General features: G+C 61.6%; 12 protein-coding genes. 6 read left to right on the top strand and 6 right to left on the bottom strand.

The features are described from left to right. Positions 1–108: 108 nt before the first annotated feature. Positions 109–2,058: an LTA synthase family protein gene (locus LIY36_RS16205; RefSeq protein WP_226456286.1), complete on the bottom strand. Its 1,950-nt coding sequence runs from the start codon at positions 2,056–2,058 to the stop codon at positions 109–111. A gap of 201 nt (positions 2,059–2,259) precedes the next feature. Here LIY36_RS16205 and colR point away from each other — a divergent pair, with 201 nt between their 5' ends. The 5 genes from colR (at position 2,260) to LIY36_RS16180 (ending at position 6,033) form a co-directional block, all read left to right on the top strand. After that, positions 2,260–2,943 carry a two-component system response regulator ColR gene (gene colR / locus LIY36_RS16200; protein WP_016975511.1) on the top strand — a complete coding sequence of 228 codons (684 nt, stop codon included), beginning with the start codon at positions 2,260–2,262 and terminating at the stop codon, positions 2,941–2,943. Further along, on the top strand, positions 2,933–4,213 hold the full coding sequence (locus tag LIY36_RS16195) for a sensor histidine kinase (protein WP_192299501.1): 1,281 nt from the start codon (positions 2,933–2,935) through the stop codon (positions 4,211–4,213). Before colR ends, LIY36_RS16195 begins: the two co-directional genes overlap by 11 nt. A 191-nt stretch (positions 4,214–4,404) precedes the next feature. Beyond that, entirely contained in the window at positions 4,405–5,085 is a 681-nt protein-coding gene (locus tag LIY36_RS16190) for a class I SAM-dependent methyltransferase (RefSeq protein ID WP_226456285.1), read from the top strand. Between the two features lie 4 nt (positions 5,086–5,089). Continuing rightward, a complete protein-coding gene (locus LIY36_RS16185; protein ID WP_192299499.1) occupies positions 5,090–5,809 on the top strand; it encodes a lipopolysaccharide kinase InaA family protein in 720 nt (239 codons plus the stop codon). Then, positions 5,806–6,033, top strand: coding sequence for a hypothetical protein (locus LIY36_RS16180; RefSeq protein WP_192299498.1), 228 nt, complete (start codon positions 5,806–5,808; stop codon positions 6,031–6,033). The genes LIY36_RS16185 and LIY36_RS16180 overlap by 4 nt, the downstream gene beginning before the upstream one ends. A 255-nt stretch (positions 6,034–6,288) precedes the next feature. Here LIY36_RS16180 and LIY36_RS16175 read toward each other — a convergent pair whose 3' ends face one another. From LIY36_RS16175 to LIY36_RS16155, 5 genes are all read right to left on the bottom strand, one after another. After that, positions 6,289–9,315 (bottom strand): multidrug efflux RND transporter permease subunit, encoded by a 3,027-nt coding sequence (locus LIY36_RS16175; protein ID WP_226456284.1) that lies wholly within the window; start codon positions 9,313–9,315, stop codon positions 6,289–6,291. A 3-nt stretch (positions 9,316–9,318) separates the two neighbouring features. Continuing rightward, positions 9,319–10,449: an efflux RND transporter periplasmic adaptor subunit gene (locus LIY36_RS16170; protein WP_226456283.1), complete on the bottom strand. Its 1,131-nt coding sequence runs from the start codon at positions 10,447–10,449 to the stop codon at positions 9,319–9,321. 135 nt (positions 10,450–10,584) lie between these two features. Next, entirely contained in the window at positions 10,585–11,682 is a 1,098-nt protein-coding gene (locus LIY36_RS16165) for a DUF1513 domain-containing protein (protein WP_226456315.1), read from the bottom strand. A gap of 2 nt (positions 11,683–11,684) precedes the next feature. Continuing rightward, positions 11,685–12,749 (bottom strand): imelysin family protein, encoded by a 1,065-nt coding sequence (locus tag LIY36_RS16160; protein ID WP_226456282.1) that lies wholly within the window; start codon positions 12,747–12,749, stop codon positions 11,685–11,687. Positions 12,750–12,780: 31 nt separating this feature from the next. Continuing rightward, the gene (locus LIY36_RS16155) at positions 12,781–14,208 is read right to left on the bottom strand and encodes a di-heme oxidoreductase family protein (RefSeq protein ID WP_226456281.1); all 1,428 of its coding nucleotides are present in this window, start codon (positions 14,206–14,208) and stop codon (positions 12,781–12,783) included. Between the two features lie 139 nt (positions 14,209–14,347). Here LIY36_RS16155 and LIY36_RS16150 point away from each other — a divergent pair, with 139 nt between their 5' ends. After that, the gene (locus LIY36_RS16150; protein ID WP_226456280.1) at positions 14,348–14,911 is read left to right on the top strand and encodes an NAD(P)H nitroreductase; all 564 of its coding nucleotides are present in this window, start codon (positions 14,348–14,350) and stop codon (positions 14,909–14,911) included. Positions 14,912–14,917: the final 6 nt, after the last annotated feature.

Below are 14,917 nucleotides of genomic sequence, written 5' to 3'. Positions count from 1 at the left end.
ACCCCCGCACTGAAAAAGCCCCGCCTGCAGCGATGCAGGCGGGGCTTTTTTATCGGCATTTATTAACAGGCGCCTTTGTAGTGAGCGGGGCAAGCCCGCTCACTACAATCAACGTTCGGTCAGTTGCGGGCTCGCATCCTTGGGGCCCTTCCAGCTCAACAACTGCTGCTTGAACCCATAACTGGCTGCCTGGTAGTAGGTGATCGCTCGCTGGATCAACGGATCATCGCTGCCCACCCGCGACTCCTGGCTCTCACCCAGGGCCTGGTCGTGGCGGCGCAAGCCCTGGCGTGGGCTGAGGATCGCCAGATCCTTGCCGTCAAACAAGCCCAGGTGCTGATAGTTGCCGACCACCACGCGCGGTGGCAGTGGGTTGTCCTGCAACAGGTTGCGGCCAAAGAAGGTCGATTCGTAGCTCAGGTTGATCAGCCCCAACAACGTCGGCGCAAGGTCGATCTGGCTGGCCAGTTGCGCGGACTCCCGAGGGTCGATCAGCTTGGGTGCATAGACGAACAGCGGAATCTGGTAGTTGGTGATGGGCAGGTCTTCCTTGCCCGCGCTGCCGGCGGTGTGGTCGGCGACGAACACGAAGATCGTGTTATCGAACCAGGGTTTCTGGCGCGCCGCCTGCAGGAATTCGCCGATGGCGTGGTCGGTGTATTTCACCGCGCCGTCACGACCGTTGCCGGACTTGATGTCGATGCGCCCGTCCGGGTAGGTGTAGGGGCGGTGGTTGGAGGTGGTCATCAGTTGCAGCAAGAACGGTTGCTGCTTGGCGTAGTCGGCATCGGCCAGTTTCAGGGTTTGTTTGTAGAGATCTTCGTCGGCCATGCCCCAGGCGTTTTTAAACGAGATTTCCGCTTCCGGCACGCTGCTCTGGTCCACCACCCGATAACCGTTGCCGCTGAAAAACGCGTTCATGTTGTCGAAGTAACCGCGCCCGCCATAGACGAACACGCTGTCGTAACCAATGGCACTGAGTTGCTGGCCGAGGCTGGCGAAACCGCTTTCGCGGCCAATGCGCTTGACGATCGAGCGGCCGGGCGTCGGAGGGATCGCCAGGGTGATCGCTTCCAGGCCGCGGTCGGTGCGAGTGCCAGTGGCGTAGAAGTTGTTGAAGTACAGGCTTTGCTTGCGCAGGGCGTCGAGGTTGGGCGTCAGGTTGCGTTCATCGCCGTTGCTGCCCATGTACTTGGCGCTGAAGCTTTCGATGGTCACCAGCACGATGTTGGGTTTGCGCAGCGTGCCGGGGTTGTCGATGGCGCGGCGAATATCCAGTGGGTCTTTGCCGATGAAGCGTGCATTGGGCTCGCTGAGTTCGGCCCGCAATTGCTGGGCGACTACATCTGCCGGCAGTGTTTTGTAGAACTGCGGGTAGTCCAGCTCATTGTTGCGGAAGGCGGCGAAAAACTGATACGGGCCGTTGCTGGCCAGTTCGTTGTTGTAAGCATTGCCGCCTTGGGTGCGCGGGCTGTCCTGGCTGATCAGTTGCAGGCTCAGGCCCGTGATGACCAGCAGGCTCAACGCAGTCACCAGTCGCCCACGCAGTGGCGGCAGCGGCGCGTTCATCGCCGCGTTGAACGGCTTGCGCAGGACCAGGCTCAACACAACCGCGAGCATCGCCAGCAGGCTGAGCAGTTTGCCGATCGGGTAGGACTCCAGCAGGTTGTTCAAGACCTCGTCGGAATACACCAGGTAATCGACGGCAATAAAGTTGAAGCGCACGCCGAATTCATCCCAGAACAGCCACTCGGCCACCGAGGTAAACAGCATAGCGAACAGGCTGACGCTGAGCACCGCTTGCAGGAACCAGCGATGGCCACGGCGGCGCCACAGCGCAGGCGGGCAGAGCAGCAGATACAGGCCCAGTGGCAGGGCGGCGTAGGCGAGGAAACCCAGGTCGTACAGCAGGCCCACACCAAACACCGGCAGCAGGTTGCCGCTGACTTCATCGAGGTGAGTGATGAGCAACACGCTACGCGTGAGCAGGAAAACCAGGAGCCAGGCCCCGGTTACAAGCAGCAAATAGCGCATAGGCGCGGTTTTGAGAAACCCCATGTCCAAATTCCTTATATCGATGGGCGGCGATCTTCGTGCTGACACTGTAGTCAGTTTGTGAAGCTATAGTGAAAAACTCGTTGTAAGGTTAAATCAGTTGAAATCCTTTATCGACCGGTCTTTCAGGTCTATCCCTGAACCACACTTGGCCTTAAGCTGCGCGAGCCAACACGGCCGTTACCGCGTACGGAGACACTGCCCATGCGAATTCTATTGGTTGAAGACAACCGCGATATTCTGGCCAACCTGGCCGATTACCTGGGGCTCAAAGGCTATACCGTGGACTGTGCGCAGGACGGTTTGTCGGGCCTGCACCTGGCCGCCACCGAGCATTACGACCTGATCGTGCTCGACATCATGCTGCCCGGTATCGATGGCTACACCCTGTGCAAACGCCTGCGCGAAGACGCCCGTCGCGACACGCCAGTGATCATGCTCACCGCGCGCGACCAACTGGATGACCGGCTGCAGGGCTTCAAGTCCGGCGCCGATGACTACTTGCTCAAACCCTTTGCCCTGTCGGAGTTGGCCGCGCGCATCGAAGCCGTGCTGCGCCGCGCCCAGGGTGGCGGGCGGCGTGCCCTGCAAGTGGCCGACCTGCATTACGATCTCGACACCCTGGAAGTCACCCGCGAAGGGCGCTTGCTCAAGCTCAACCCGGTCGGCCTGAAGCTGCTGGCGGTGCTGATGCAAAAAAGCCCGCATGTACTGCGCCGCGAAATCCTTGAAGAAGCCCTGTGGGGTGATGACTGCCCTGATAGCGACAGCCTGCGTAGCCACGTCCACCAATTGCGCCAAGTAATCGATAAACCGTTCGCCAAGCCATTGCTGCAAACGGTGCACGGTGTCGGTTATCGCCTGGCCGAGGGGCGTGATGGAGTTTAAGCAAAGCCTTGCCCAACGGATCATCATCGCCTTTGCCTTGATGAGCGCGTTGGTCGCGGGGGCCTTCGCCATGGGCATCGTTGCGACCGTGCACCTGGTGGAAGAGAAATTGATCTCGGCGGGCCTCGGCGGTGACTTGCAACGTCTGCTGCTGATGGACAGCGTCGAGGACTGGAACCACCGCCCCGAGCCGGACCAGCTGTTTTATTTCAGCGGCGGCCCCGGTGATTTCGACCTGCCCAAGGATCTGCGTCACCTTGAGCCCGGCTTCCATGAAGTGTTCCGCGAGTCGCTGTCGTACCACGCCATGGTCGAAGTGGTGGACGGTCGGCGCTACGTATTGCTGCAGGATCAAAGCGATTTCGAAGAGCGTGAGCGCGTACTGTTTGCCGTCGTGTTGGTGGGCTTTGTGCTCAGCCTGGCCCTGGCGGTATTCCTCGGCTGGGTGCTGGCGCGCAAAGTGATGGCGCCGGTGGTGCGTCTGGCCCGCCAGGTGCGTCATCGCGACCAGTTGCTGGGCCTTGCACCGCCCCTGGCGCCGGACTACGCGGCCGATGAAGTGGGCGAACTGGCCGTGGCGTTCGATGCCACGCTGGGGCGTTTGCGGCAGGCGTTGTCTCGCGAGCAGTTGTTTACCAGCGATGTCAGTCACGAATTGCGCACGCCGCTGATGGTGCTGGCCAGCTCCTGTGAATTGTTGCTGGAAAACCCTGCCATCGACCAGCGTGGGCGCAACCAGGTGGAGCGGATCGCTCGCGCCTGCGCGGAAATGCGCGAACTGGTGCAGACCTTCCTGATGCTGGCCCGTGCCCAGCATGACGATGGCAGCATGTCGCCTCGGGTGACCCTCAAGCAGGTGGCCGACGACTTGCTCGGCCTCTGGCGCGAACCTATCGAGTGCAAGGGCCTGGAGTTGATCTACCAGCCGGGCAACCCGCTGGATACCCGCTACAACGCGACCTTCCTGCACGCGGTGATGGGCAACCTGCTGCGCAATGCCTTGCACTACACCGAGCACGGCTTTATCCGCCTGACGCTGGAGCCCGAAGGCTTCGTGGTGGAAGACTCGGGCGTCGGCATCCCGGAAGACAAACGCGAAGCCATGTTCGAGCCCTTCGTGCGTGGCAGCGAGAAGCGCGGCGAAGGCCTCGGCCTGGGCTTGTCGCTGGTGCAACGGATCTGTGAGAACCAGGGCTGGAGCGTCAGCTTGAGCACCATGGAACCCAACGGCTGCCGCTTTCATGTTGAGCTGAGCCAGGTCAAGTCCTGAGGGCCAGGCTTGCCGTTATGCTGCGGCAAGCCTGCGTCGAATTTCGGCGAACATGGCGCAATGATACTGAATGTGTCTGTAAAGTCTTGAAATGTATGGGATTCGACAGGACAACTTTTTCACAAACAGTTGACCTGATGATCACAGTAGGGTGCTTAAGGTTGTAGGCATCAGCTACTGGAGATCCGTTGATGTCTTCCCCGATCAAGCTCGAATTTTCCGATAAGTACGACGATCAGCACGCCCAAGAATATTTGCTCAAGCATAAGGACAATCTGGCTCGCCGGTTGTCCCACAAACGCGACGAGCAATTGGCCCGTGGTGCGTTGGCCATGGCCGGTGAGCCTGGCCTGGTGCTGGACCTGCCTTGTGGCGCCGGGCGTTTCTGGCCGCTGTTGGCCGAAAAACCCAACCGCGTGATCATTGGTGCGGACAATTCCGAATCGATGTTGAAGGTCGCAATGGCCGCCCAACCCGCCGATGTGGTGAAACGGGTACGACCCTTGCAGACATCTGCCTTTGATATCGATTTGCCGGATAACTCGGTCGACAGCATTTTCTGTATGCGTCTGCTACACCATATTGGTGATCCGGCGCATCGGGTCGCGATACTGCGCGAGTTTCAGCGGGTTACACGCGACAGCGTGATCCTTTCATTGTGGGTCGATGGCAATTTCAAGGCCTGGAAGCGTAAGCGTCTCGAAGAAAAACGGCGTGGCGAAGGTGAGCAAGAAGGTTACCAAAACCGCTTTGTGTTACCAGCTGCTACTGTTGAAGACGAATTCGAACAGGCCGGTTTCCGCGTTCAGGAATCTCTGGACTTCATGCCGCTCTACGCCATGTGGCGAGTGTATGTACTGAGAAAGAGGTAACAGGATGGCAGTTGAGTGCGTAGCGGGCAGTCACGTAGCTCCGGAGGAGAGATTTGATTTTTTCTGGCGCCAGCAGGGCGAATGGGTCGAGGAACCCAATCGTCGGCGCGGCGGTGAAAGTGGCGTGCAACGGGTGACCGGTCCTAACGGCCACTTGCTCTACAGCAAGCGCCAGACCGGCCACATCTACCGCAGTTGGCTGCATCCCTTCGGACGGCCCACCGTGCTGCGTGAGCGTGATGCGCTCAAGGGCCTGCGCTCCCTCGATGTGCGCGTGCCGGACCTGGTGTTTTGCGGGGCGCGTCGCGACCCCGAGCACCAGTGGAAAGCACTGTTGGTGACGGCCGCCCTGGATGGCTTCGATGAAATCGAAAACTGGTATGCCGCCGGTGGCCGCGAACAGTACGGCGAATTGGTTCACGAACGTGTGCTCAAGGAGTTGGCCGGCACGCTGGTGCGTATGCACAAGGGGCGCTGGCAGCATGGCTGCCTGTACATCAAGCACATCTTTATCCGTGTCACCGGCGAAGGCGACTCGGCCAATGTGGAGATTGCCTTGCTGGACTTCGAAAAATGCCGGCAGCGGCTGACCGCTTATCGCGCGGCTTCTCACGACATGCAGCAGTTGCGGCGCCATTCGTCGTGGAGCAGCGCTGACTGGAACAAACTCAGCTACTTTTACGAGACGGCGTTTGGCAGCGCTATCAAGGGTTTAACCAGATGAAGCTAGAAATAGCACGAGGTCTGTTCCTGGTTGGGGCGCTGGGCGTTGCGGCGCTCGCCCTGGCGGCGTGGGAACAACCTCGCACACAAGTGCTCAGTGCCACGCAGGGTGGCGCGCAATGCCTGTTGCCGCGCGTTGCCAAGGCGAGCACGGCGGTCAAGCCTGATCATGAATTGTTGCTGTTCATGTTTGGGATGTCTCAAGGCATGAGGCCGCAAAGTTGAAACGATTCAACCCCCCTGAATAAGGCCTCGCACAGCGAGGCCTTTTTTTTGCCTGTAGTGAGCGGGCTTGCCCGCGCCGGGTGGCGAAGCCGCCCCAAATCCCGGCACCTCGGTCTTTCTGATGCACCGCGGCGTACCGTTTAGGGCGGCTTCGCCCCCCAGCGCGGGCAAGCCCGCTCACTACAAGGTTCGGGTCAGGGGGATTGGCCCGCAGGACAAGGTTCGGTTTAGCAGCATTGGCCCGCAGGACAAGGTTCAGGGTTTATCGGGTCTGGCCAGCAGGGTGTAGACGCACGGCAGCACAAACAGCGTAAACAACGTGCCAATCGACATCCCCGTCGCAATCACCATGCCGATGTCAAACCGGCTCACTGCCCCCGCGCCAGTGGCGAGGATCAGCGGCACCATGCCGAACACCATGGCGGCGGTGGTCATCAGCACTGGGCGCAAGCGAATCGCCGCGGCTTCTTCCACGGCCTGGCGAGGTGTCAGGCCCTTGTCCTTGCGCAGTTGGTTGGCAAACTCGACGATCAGAATCCCGTGCTTGCTGATCAGCCCGATCAAGGTGACCAACCCCACCTGGGTATAGATGTTCATGCTCGACCAGCCGAGGAACAGGGGAATCAACGCCCCGCAGATCGACAACGGCACCGTTACCAGGATCACCAGCGGGTCGCGAAAGCTTTCGAACTGCGCCGCCAGCACCAGGAAGATAATCGCCAAGGCCAGGCCAAAGGTCACCCACAGCGCCGTGCCTTCCTGGATAAATTGCCGGGATGCGCCGCTGTAGTCGAACGCGTAGCCGGGCGGTGTTTCTTCGATGGCAATCTGGCGCACCGTGTCTATCGCTTCACCCATGCTGACAATCGGGAAACCCGAGATCAGCGCCGAGTTGAGTTGCTGGAACTGGTTCAACTGCCGAGGTCGGGCGCGGTCGGAGAGTGTAATCAGCGTCGACAATGGCAGCAGTTCACCCTTGTTGTTTTTCACGTAGTAATTGTTCAACCAATCGGGGTTGTCACGGTAGGCGCGCTCGACCTGGGCGATCACCTTGTAACTGCGCCCGTCCAGGGTGAACCGGTTGATCTCCGCCTCCGCCAGCAACGTCGCCAGGGTACCGCCAAGGTCCTGCATCGACACGCCCATCTGCGCCGCCTTGGCGCGGTCGATGTCGACCACGATTTCAGGTTTGTCGAACGCCAGGTCGATGTCGACAAACGCGAACTTGCCCGACTCCATCGCGCGCTTTTTCACCCGGTTGGCCACTTCCAGCAACGACTCGTAATCGTTGGCGGTGTTGATCACAAAGCCGAACGGCAAGCCTTCGCCCGTGCCCGGCAGGGACGGCAGGTTGAAGCCGAACACTTGCAGGCCGGGAATCTGCTCCAGGCGGTGCTGCACCTCGGGGAGGATTTGCATCTGGGTGCGGTTGCGCTCGTTCCATGGCTTGAGCAGAAAACCGCCGATGCCCGATTGCACGCCGTTGAAGCCGTTGATCTGGAACGACGAGTAGTACTCCGGGAACTCCTTGAAGATTTTTACGAACTCGTCGGTGTAGGTGTTGAGGTAGTCCAGGTTGGCCGGTTGCGGCGCGCTGGCCATCATGAAAATGATGCCCTGGTCTTCATCCGGGGCCAGTTGCGACTGGGTGAACTTGAGGAACACCGGGATCAGGGCCAGCACGATCAGCGCAAACACGATCACCACCGGGCGCGTGTTCAGGGTGCCGTGCAGCAGGCTTTGGTAGCGACGCTTGAGGCCGTCGAAAATGCGGTCGAGGCGGTGGGCGAGGCCGGACGGGTTTTCGTCATGGCGCAACAGCAGCGCGCACATCATCGGCGACAAGGTCAGGGCAATGATGCCGGAGATGATCACCGCGCCGGCCAATGTCAGCGCGAACTCCTTGAACAGCGCCCCGGTGAGCCCTTCAAGAAAACCGATGGGCGCATACACCGCCGCCAGGGTGATGGTCATCGACACCACCGGCAGGGCGATTTCCCGCGCACCTTCGAGCGCCGCATCCAGGGGCGTCTTGCCTTCCTCGATATGCCGGTGGATGTTTTCCACCACCACGATCGCATCGTCCACCACCAGGCCGATGGCCAAGACCATCGCCAGCAGCGTCAGCAGGTTGATCGAGTAGCCCATCAATTGCATGAAAAACAGCACGCCGATCATCGACAACGGGATGATGATCACCGGAATCACCACCGAGCGCAGGGCGCCGAGGAACAGGAACACCACCACGATCACGATCAGCACCGCTTCGAACAGGGTCTTGACCACCTCGTTGATGGACGCCTGGATAAACAGCGTGGCGTCGTAGGCAATTTCTGCCTTGAGGTTGGGCGGCAGCTGGGATTCCAACTGCGGCATGATCTTGCGCACTTCCTTGATCACCTCCAGCGGGTTGGCGCTGGGTGTGGCCTTGATACCGATGTATACCGACGGCGTGCCGCCGAACGAGCTGATGGCGTTGTAGTTTTCCGCGCCCATTTCCACACGTGCCACATCCCGCAGCAGTACGCGGCTGTCGCCGTCGGCCTTGACGGTAATGGCGCCAAACGCTTCGGCGGACTTGAGGTCGGTGTTGGCGTTGATGCTGGTGACCACGAACTCGCCCTTTACCTCGCCGGCGGCGGAGAGAAAGTTGTAGTGGCGCACCGCGTCGGTGATGTCGCTGGCGCTGAGGCCGAAACCGGCGAGTTTCACCGGGTCGAGCCAGATGCGCATGGCGAACACCTGGTTGCCGAGGATCTCCGCTTCGGCCATGCCCGGCAGGGTCGCGAGCTTGGGCTGGATCACCCGCGACAGGTAGTCGGTGATCTGCGGGTTGCTCAATTGCCCGCTGGAGAAACTGATGTACATCAGCGCCGAGGCGTCAGCGGCCTCTTTGCTCAGCACCGGGTCTTCGGCGTCCTGGGGCAGCTTGTTCTTTACCTCGTTGGCCTTGGCCAGCAGCTCGGTGAACAAGCGGTCGCTGTTGGAGCCGATGCGCGCGTAGATCGAGATCACCGAGAAATTCTGCCGACTGACCGAGGTCATGTAGTCGATGCCCTCGGCGCTCGCCAGGCTTTGCTGCAACGGTTGGGTGATGTAGCCCTGGATCGTTTCGGCGTTGGCACCGGGGTAGGCGGTGGTCACGGTGATCAGGGCGTTTTCCATGCTCGGGTATTGGCGCAGCGGCAACTTGCTGTAGGCCTGCATGCCCAGTAACACGATCAGCAGGCTGACCACCATGGCCAGCACCGGACGGCGGATAAAGGCGTCTGTGAACTTCATGGCTCAGTGCCCTGCCGGCAGGTTTTTGTCCGGGCTGATGGCAATGGGCGTGCCATTGTCCAGCTTGAGCTGGCCGGCGCTGACCACCTGCTCACCGGCTTTGAGGCCCTTGCTCACCAACACCAGGCCAGCGCGGCGCTCACCAGTCTCGACAAAGCGCCGCTCGGCGATCAGCACGGGCTGGCCGTTGGCGTCTTTTTCCGGCGTGCCGTCTTCGGCCTTTTTCTCGGCCACGGCATACACCGAATTGCCGTAGAGGGTGTAGGTGATCGCGCCTTCCGGCACCACGACTTGCGCGGTCGGATCTGGCAGCAACACGTCCAGGCTGGTGAACATACCGGGCAGCAACTTGCCGTCCGGGTTGGCCAGGGTGGCGCGCACCAGCACGTTGCGCGTGGTGTTTTCCACCTTGGGGTTGATCGCGCTGATATTGCCGGGGAACTGCTGGCCTGGCCAGGCCGAGACTTGCACCTGCACGGCCTGGCCGAGGGAGATTTTGGGCACCGATTGCTCGGGGACGTAGAAGTCGACGTAGAGGCTGCTGAGGTCCTGCAAGGTGGCGATCACCGTGCCGCTGGCCAGGTAGTCGCCGACGTCCACCTGGCGAATGCCGATGGTGCCGCTGAACGGCGCGACGATGTGTTTCTTCGCCAGCGACGCCTTGAGCTGATTGACCGTGGCCTTGTTCTTTTGCAGTTGTGCAGAGAGGCGATCGAACTCGCCCTTGGAGATTGCCTGGCTGCCCACCAGTTGGCTGCCGCGTCCGTAATCGAGCTGTGCCAGGCCCAGGTCGGCCTGGGCGGTTTCCAGCAGCGCGCTTTCCACCGCGCTGTCGAGTTGCACCAGGGGCTGCCCGGCCTTGACCTTCTGCCCGGATTCGAACTGCACGTCCTTGACCGTACCGGCCACCTCCAGGCTGAGGTTGACCCCTTGCAAGGCCTTGAGCGTACCCACCGACGGCAGGCGTTGCTGCCATGGCTGCTCGGTCGCGGTGGCAACGGCCACGCTTACGGGGGGCTTGGGTTTGGCAAAGACCTGGATCTGCTGGTAGATGGAAAAGGCTTTATAGCCCCCCAGCAGCAGGACAATGAACAGCACGACAGCAAACATGATCAGCATGCGACGGCGCAGCATATTCCGATTCCTTGGAAAAACTGGGACAGACGAAGACAGACAAGTCCGGAACATTACTCCAGGTATTGAGGGGTTTCCAGCCGGTAAACCTGACAGGTAATGGGGCCAGTGCTGGCCCCCTCCAGGCTGCGCGGGTCAGACCAGATGCAGATGGTTATCCCAGAGCCCTGCCGGCAATTCCAAGGGTTTTGCGACCAATTGCGTCTGGCGGCAATCGTAGAAGCGGCAACGTCCCTGGCCGGAGGTGACGACAAAGCCGTCGGCCACCGCACCCACGCCGGCACAGTCCGGCAACGGCCCGTCCAGGCGCAGTGCACCGCTGTCCATGTCCCAGATAAAGAAGCGATTGCCACGCGGTGCGGTCAACGCCACCAGGCGCAATTCACTGTGCACGGCAACGCTGGCGGTGTAGTGCCCCATGGCCTGCAACTGCTCGTCGGCCACCGGGAACGCCACGAACGGCTGCCCCGGCCGCTTGATCGCGAGCAGCTCGGAACGCTCCTGGGATGGCCCCATGAACTGCTGGCCGGTGAGGATGGTGCCGTCGCTGGCGATCCCCATGTGGCGCACGCTGTTCATTTGCTGGCCGAGGGTTTCCTTGCTGATCAGCGTGCCGTCGCGCTGCATCAGCACCAGGCTGGGCTCCATGGCGTTGAGGTTCATTTCCACACGGCTTTCGGCTTCGGTGCGGATGCCACCGTTGGCCACCACCAGGGTTTCACCGTCTGGCATCCATGACACCTGGTGCGGGCCGATGCCGTGGGTGGATATCTCGCCGCTGTGCACCAGGCGCTCGCCTTCGAATTTGTACACTCCGAGCAAGCCACGGCCGGGGTCGGACGTGTCGTTCTCGGTGGCATACAGCCAGTCGCCGCTCTTGTGGATCACCGCGTGGCCATAGAAGTGACGATTGGCATGGGAGGTGATGGTCTGCAGCAGCGTGCCATCGCGCAAATCGATCAGGTAACTCTCGGTGCCCGGGCGACGGGCGACGAACAGTGCAATCGGCAGTGTCGGGTGGTTGATGATGTCGTGGCAGCGCTGGCCGACCTGGGTGGCAAACACCTGCTTGCCGTCCAGGCGAAATCCTACGGCGTAGTGCTTGCCGTCGCCATCATCCCGCGCTGACAAGAGCAGCGGGCCCTTGTCCTTGCTTTTGAACAGCGTCCAGCCCCCTAGCGTGAGAGCACTGAGCAGCACGCTGCCAACGGCCAAAGCCTGTCGCCTGAGCATCATCAGTCACCGTCGTTGGCGTTGAAGCCCAGTTGGATACCCAGCGCCTTGGCCAGGTCCCCCTCGTGCAGGCGGTGCACGACGTTGAGGCTGTCATAGAGGTCGTTGAGCTGCTGGCGCCCGGCGTCATCGCCCAACAGCTCGTTGAGGCTGCGCTGGTTGCTGGCGAACAGTTTCAGAGACGCGGCGTAGGCGGCGTCGATCTTGTCGGCCAATGGCTTCTGGTCGGACGGCAGCAGGCCACGCAGGCCTTTGTTGTCGACCCCGACCCAGACGGTCTGGGCCGCCGCGAGGCTGGCTTCGAGGCTTTGCAGGGACGACTGGCTGCGCCACGCATCGGCCTGGAACGGCTGCGGGATGCCCTTGGTCTGGCGGCCCATCGGCGTGCCGAGTTTCTTCTTCAGGGTGTCGAGTGCGGTCACTTGGACGCGCAGCAGATCGGCGATGGCTTCGTGGGAATCAGCGTAACGCTGGTTCGGAAACTTGCTCATCTGCGCGAGCATGCCGTCGGTGCTGTTCCAGCTCGCCAGGATCTCCTCGGCGAGGGCTTTCTGGCGCTCGCCGATGGCCACCAGCAGCGGGCAGTAACGGGCCTTTTGCGCTTCGTCGGCGAGGTCGGTCTTGGCGTCATAGAGGATGTATTCGTAGGCCGACAGGCCTTGCACCACCACGCTGGACTTGGCCAGGGCGGCGCCGTCGATCTGCGGCTGGGCGGTCACGAGTTGTTCAACCTGACGGCCGACAAGGTTCTTTTTGTCTGGCCAGAACTGCACCTGCCACGAACGGTTGCCCTCGGCCAGCGGGCCGATCAGCAGCGGTTGCAACTCGGCCCAGGCTTTTTGCGCGTGGAGGAAATCGGCGCGGGCGGTGTCCAGGCTCTGTTTGCCCTGGCAGTAGGCGAGGGCGCTGACGGCCAACTGGCGGTCGGCTTCGACCCAACGGCTGTAGGTCGGCAGGATCACTTGCTTGGCGATGGCCGCCGAGGTCACGGCTTGCGGGTCTTGCGGCGAGCAGGCGCCCAGGGCGAGGGCGGCCAGGCTGGTGAACAACAACTTGGGACGGAACATGTCGAGCTCCCTTCTGTAATTGGGGCGAAGCTTATAAAGAATTCAGGAACGCCAGCAACGCAGCGCGCTGCTCGGCATTAAAGGACAACACATGCTGCTGCGCCGCTTGTGCTTCACCGCCGTGCCACAGCACGGCTTCCAGCAGGTTGCGGGCGCGGCCGTCATGCAAGAACTGGGTGTGGCCACTCACGGTCTGCGTGAGGCCGATGCCCCACAACGGCGCGGTGCGCCAGTCGCGGCCACCGGCTTTGAATTCGCTGCGGTTGTCGGCAAGGCCTTCGCCCATGTCGTGCAGTAGCAGGTCGCTGTAGGGGCGGATCACCTGGTTGGCCAGTTCAGGTTCGGCGGCATTGGCGGCCGTGGTGAACGCAGGTTTGTGGCAACCCTGGCAACCGGCGCTGTAGAACAGGTTCTTGCCGGCGAGTACCTGCGGCGTGTCGACGTCGCGACGCACCGGCACGGCGAGGTTGCGGGTGTAGAACAGCACCAGGCGCAGGATATTGTCGCTGACTTCCGGTTCGCCATCCGGGCCATCGCCGTTGGGCGCCTGTTTGCAGGCCACTTGGGCATCGGTGCAGTCATCAAAGGGTCTCAGGGACGTGGTGAGGCCCATATCACCAGAAAACGCGTGAACATTTTGTTGATTGAGGTTCGGTTGCCCGGCTTTCCAGCCAAAACGCCCGAGCACGGTTTTTTGTTGCGCGTCATCCCAGACCTGATTGGCACGGCCGACGATGGCGTCTGCGTCAGCGGTGTCCGCGCTGGTGTTGCGCAGTATGTCGGCGTCGCTGATGGCTTCGAGCAGGCCCAGGCCGATCATCGGCGGGGCGATACGCGCGGAAAAACGTGTGTCCGGGTGCATCGGGCCGTAGCCGAGCTGGGTGATCTGCAGGTTTGGCTTGCGCAACTCGACCACCGTGCCGTCGTTGAACGTCACGTTGACCGGCGTGTAGTCGACCCGCACCTTGCCTTCCGGCACGACGCCGGGCACTGCCATGTCCTGCAATTGGCCGCCGTAGACGGGCTCGGGCACCACGCCGGCTTGCTCGATCAGCTTGGCGTAGGCTGGCGCATCGGGGATCGACAGGCGCACCAGCATCGACACCGCGTTGGCCGCGTCGGGCAACGGCGGATGGCCGCGACCGTCCTTGATATGGCAGTTCTGGCAGGCATTGGTGTTGAACAGCGGGCCCAGGCCATCACGCGCGGTGGTGGTGGACGGCGCGATTACCCAGGGGCTGCGAAAGAAGCTATTGCCGACGCTGAAATCCAGGCGACGTGTAGGCGACAGGTTGGCCGAGGGTAGGGAAAACGCGTTCTGGTCGCGCTTGTTCACGGTCGCAGCGCCGCCCGCCCGTGATTCACCCGGCTCGGCCTTGGTAAACCTGGGCGCGTCGTCGCAGGCGGTCAGGCTCAAGGCCAACCAAGCAGCGGACACGGGAAAAAGCCAACGGGACATCGAATTTCCTGAACGGCGGGCAAAAATAAGGTCGCAAAGTCTAACAGGGCAGGGCCGAATGAATAAGAGCAATTATCGTTTGGTGGGTGGTGCTGCATTCCCGCTAGAATGACCGCACATTTTTTTCTGGAGGTGGCCAATGCAGGCTCTCGACGCTTTGCTCAACCGTGTTTCCGTGCCGCGATTGTTGGAACCTGCGCCGACCCAGGAGCAGCGCGAGGTGTTGTTCGCCGCCGCCATGCGCGCGCCGGACCACGGCCAGTTGCGCCCTTGGCGGTTCCTCACCGTCGAAGGCGCCGCTCGCGAGCAGATGGGCACGTTGCTGGCCGAAGCGGCACGCCTGCAAGACGCCGACGCCCCGCAAGCGCTGATCGACAAGGCCCAGAACGGCCCGCTGCGTGCGCCGTTGGTGGTGGTGGTGATTGCGCGTTTGCAGGAACACTTCAAGGTGCCCAAGTCCGAACAATTGCTGGCGGCGGCCTGCGCGGCCCATGGCATTTTGCTGGCGGCGTACGCCCAGGGGATTGGCGCGGTGTGGCGCACCGGCGAATTGTCCTACTCGGCGCATGTGGCCAAAGGCTTGGGGCTGACGGCGGATGAGCAAGTGATTGGCTTCCTCTATCTGGGTACGCCGCAGAACCCGCCGCGTACGGCGGCGAAGGAAGATGTGGCGGCGTTTGTCCAAGCCTGGCCGGGTCATTAAGACCAA

Origin of the sequence: Pseudomonas sp. AF03-9 (assembly GCF_020515815.1) — a bacterium.
Taxonomy (GTDB): domain Bacteria; phylum Pseudomonadota; class Gammaproteobacteria; order Pseudomonadales; family Pseudomonadaceae; genus Aquipseudomonas.
The sequence above is the reverse complement of the archived record's forward strand: the minus strand, read 5'-3'. Positions and strand labels throughout refer to the sequence as shown.